This window comes from Acrocarpospora pleiomorpha (assembly GCF_009687885.1).
Classification (GTDB): domain Bacteria; phylum Actinomycetota; class Actinomycetes; order Streptosporangiales; family Streptosporangiaceae; genus Acrocarpospora; species Acrocarpospora pleiomorpha.
On record NZ_BLAF01000143.1, the window covers coordinates 1 to 3,704 of the forward strand.

Here is a 3,704-nt window from a genome sequence, read left to right on the forward strand (position 1 = left end):
GGGTAGAGGATCGGCGGGGGCCAGCACCAGAACTCGCGGCCTTCCCAGAAACAGTCGGTGCCCTTGGGGCCGCCCCATTTGAGGGTGCTCACGATGCCCTTGGGGAGGATGCCGCCGATGTAGTAGTAGTCGGCGCTGTGCGGGCCGACGTTGGTGATCTGGAAGCTGTAGGTGACCTTGCCCCCGGCTTTGACCTTCTTCGGGTAGCTGACGTGGTGGATCTTGAAGTTCGCGTATGGGGCGCGTTTGGTGGCCTTCGCCGGGAGAGCCGTGGCAGTGGTCGCGGTGGTTGGCGCGGTGATCTTCGCAGTGGTCTTCGCGGCGGCGGGTGGTGCGGTCAGCGCAAGCGGAACTAAGACAGTGAGCCCTGCGAGCATGCCAGAAGTGCGGCGCATGGAGTCTCCGTTGGATGAGTCATGGTAATCCCCGTATACCCGATGCTTATCACTTTGGAATGAGGATGGCGATCTTCTCTTACTAGAATCCGGGTCGTAAATTTCGTGATTCGGGATGATGGGGGATGCCCGACGTGGCGCAGACACAACCGCTCCGTCCCGATGATCCGGTGTCGCTCGGGGGCTACCGCCTGGTCGGGCGGCTGGGCGAGGGCGCGCAGGGTGTGGTGTACGCGGGTACCGGCCCCGATGGTGCCAATGTGGCGATCAAGCTGCTCCGGGCGCGGATCGGGGAGCAGGCGGTGGATGATGCCGACGGGTTCCTGCGGGAGGTGGCGGCCGCTCGACGGGTCGCTCAGTTCTGCACCGCCCGGGTGATCGGTGCGCATATGGATGGCGATCATCCGTACATCGTGAGCGAGTTGGTCGACGGCGTGTCGTTGCAGCGGATCGTGCACGACGAGGGTCCCCGCCGGGATGGCGCGTTGTACCGGCTGGCGGTGGGGACGATCACCGCGCTGGCCGCGATCCATCGGGCGGGGATCGTGCATCGTGACTTCAAGCCGAGCAATGTGCTGCTGGGTCCGGATGGGCCCCGGGTGATCGATTTTGGGATCTCGCGGGCGTTGGACTCCTCGGTGACGTTGTCCAGTGGGGTGGTGGGGACGCCGGCGTACATGTCGCCCGAGCAGATCGGCGCGCAGCGGGTCGGGCCGCCGTCCGATCTGTTCAGCTGGGCGGTCACGATGATTTTCGCGGCGACGGGGCGGCCCGCGTTCGGGTTCGACAGCCTGCCCGCCGTGATCTACCGGGTGATCAACGAGGAGCCCGACGTCTCCCAGTTGCCGGACCGGCTGCGCCCGCTCGTTCAGTCGTGCCTGGCCAAACGTCCGGAGGACCGGCCGACCGCGGCCGAGGCGTTGTTCATTCTGCTCGATCAGCAGGGCGCCGACACCGACGACCTCGAACGCTCGATGACGGCGGGCCTGCAGGTCGCCGCAAACCCGTTCGCCCCGCCGTCACATGACGCCGCGCCGGTCAACCCATTCGTCTCGCCGTCACATGACGCCGCGCCGGTTAATCCGTTCGTCTCGCCGTCACATGACGCGGCTCCGATCAACCCGTCTGCTGCGGTGCCGGTCAATCCGTTCGCTTCGCCGTCACTTGACGCGACGCCGAAGAACGCGTTCGCCTCGCCGTCGTACGACCCGGAGGCTGAGCAGTCGGTCACGGTGAACCATCGGCTGCCGGATCCGGTGTTCTTTCCTGACACCGATGTGCCGCGCCGGGGGAAGCGCGCGGGGCTGGTCGGCGGTGGGCTTGCCGTTGTGCTGGCGCTGGCCGCCACCGCTCTGTTCGTCGTTCCCGCCATGTTCTCCGGCGAGGAGGAGGATCCCCAGGCGGTGGCCCAAGTCACCTCCTCCGCCGTTCCCCTCCCGCCGTCGAGCGTCGCGTCGCCGCCGACATCGCCCACGCCGAGCCCGACCCCGGTGGTCACGCCGCCCCCGGCCCTGGGCAAGCCGATCGGCAAACCGCTGTCCGGCCACCGCGGCGCGGTCTACTCCGTCGCCGCCGCGACGGTGGGCGACACCCACGTCCTGGTCTCCACCGGCCTGGACCGTCAGGTACGCCTCTGGAACGCGGACAAACGCACATCCATCGGCAAACCGATGACCGGCCACTACGACGAGGTGTACGCGGTGGCCGCCGCCAACGTCAGCGGTCGCGCGCTGGCGGTTACGGGCAGCAGGGACGGCACCGTCCGGGTCTGGGACCTGAAGAAGCGCAAGGCGCTCGGTAGTCCGCTGCGCGGGCACTCCGACGCTGTGTACGCGGTGGCCGTGGGCAAGGTGGGGGACAAATGGGTCGCGGTCTCCGGCGGCGCCGACGGCCGGATCCGCATGTGGGACCTGAAGAAACGCAAACCCCTCGGCCGCGCCATCGCCGCACACAGGAACGTGATCAACTGGCTGACCCTGGGCAAGCGGGACGGCAAGACCGTCATCATCTCGGCGAGCGAGGATCGTACCCTCCGAGTCTGGAACGCCTCCACCCGCAAACGGATCAACACCACGTTCCGGGCCCACAAGAAGCCGGTCTACTCGGTCACGACCGGAGTTCTCGACGGCCGGGACGTGGTCATATCCGGCGGCGAGGACAACAAGATCAGAATCTGGGACCCCAAGTCCGGCAAAGCCATCGGCAAGACCCTCACCGGCCACAAAAACAACGTCTACTCCCTGGCCTTCGGCGAGGTGAACAACCACCCCGTCCTGGTCTCCGGAAGCACCGACGGAACAATCCGCCTATGGGACCTGGAAACCTTCAAGTCCCTCGGCAAACCAGTCAAAGCCCACAAGGGCGGCGTCCTCTCCGTCGACCTGATCGACCTCGACGACAAACCCGCAATCGTCTCCGCAGGCAAAGACCGCCGCCTAAAACTCTGGCAGATCAAGGAATTCTCCCCCTGACGATCCCACGATCTCAGGCACCACTCCGCCTGACCTGCGGCTTCGGCTTGGTTGGCGTGGGCTCCTACCCACCCCTTGTTCGCTCCGTTCAGGTTGGTGATGGTTCTCGCCACGCCGACGCCCGGTGTGGTGGCGGCATTCTGCTAGGTGTTCTAAATCGCGAGCGGCCGACCTAGAAGCTCACTGAAGATCTTGTTCGCGTGCGGTGCTCTGTACAGCCCTTGATTTCTCAGATGGGTTTGGAAAGCAGCGTCCAAGTCCCGCTCGTGCGGGTGAGTCCGAGGTTGATCAGGGTTCGCAGGTTAAGCGCGGCGGCGCGGGTGTGGAGCCAGGCGTTGTTCTTGATGGTGCCGATGTACCGTAATCGCCGGTTGCCCCGCGCGACGAGCCAGGCGATGGCGCGTTCGACGGGGGGCCGCCAGCGCCGGTAGTCCTGCTGCCACAGCGGATCGGTGGCGGCTTGCTCGCGGGCGGCGGCGAGCTCGTCGTGGTGCGGGCGGATGGTGAGGATGCGCCCGGCTTTGGCCGTGGTGCAGCGCGAACGCAGCGGGCAGCCGGCGCATTGGCCGGTGAAGAACGCCTTGCGCTGCAGATTGCGGCCTGACGGCGCCGACAGTGGTACTTGGTGCCCAGCCGGGCAGGTCACGGTGCTGCCGATAGTGTCGATGGCGAAGTCATCGAGGCTGAACCCGCCGGGCACGGCCGGGCGTAACGGCGCGGGTTTGATCACGACACGATGCCCCGCCGAGGTCAGCGCGTGGCGGCAGGGCCCGGAAGAGTAGGCGGCATCGCCAAAGACCTCCACCAAGCCGTCCTCCCCGGCGACCAGGTCCAGGGC

At 66.7% G+C, this 3,704-nt stretch carries 3 protein-coding genes; 1 reads left to right on the top strand and 2 read right to left on the bottom strand.

Annotated elements, in window-relative coordinates:
* The coding region (locus Aple_RS51615) for a hypothetical protein (protein ID WP_155352152.1) at nucleotides 1-395 on the bottom strand (395 nt) is incomplete at its 3' end.
* 134 nt (nucleotides 396-529) lie between these two features.
* Between Aple_RS51615 and Aple_RS51620 the strand changes: the two genes are divergently transcribed.
* The gene (locus Aple_RS51620) at nucleotides 530-2,866 is read left to right on the top strand and encodes a serine/threonine-protein kinase (RefSeq protein WP_170322086.1); all 2,337 of its coding nucleotides are present in this window, start codon (nucleotides 530-532) and stop codon (nucleotides 2,864-2,866) included.
* 229 nt (nucleotides 2,867-3,095) lie between these two features.
* On the opposite strand, the gene Aple_RS51625 is transcribed toward Aple_RS51620, so the two are convergent.
* The coding region (locus Aple_RS51625; protein WP_174890014.1) for a transposase at nucleotides 3,096-3,704 on the bottom strand (609 nt) is incomplete at its 5' end.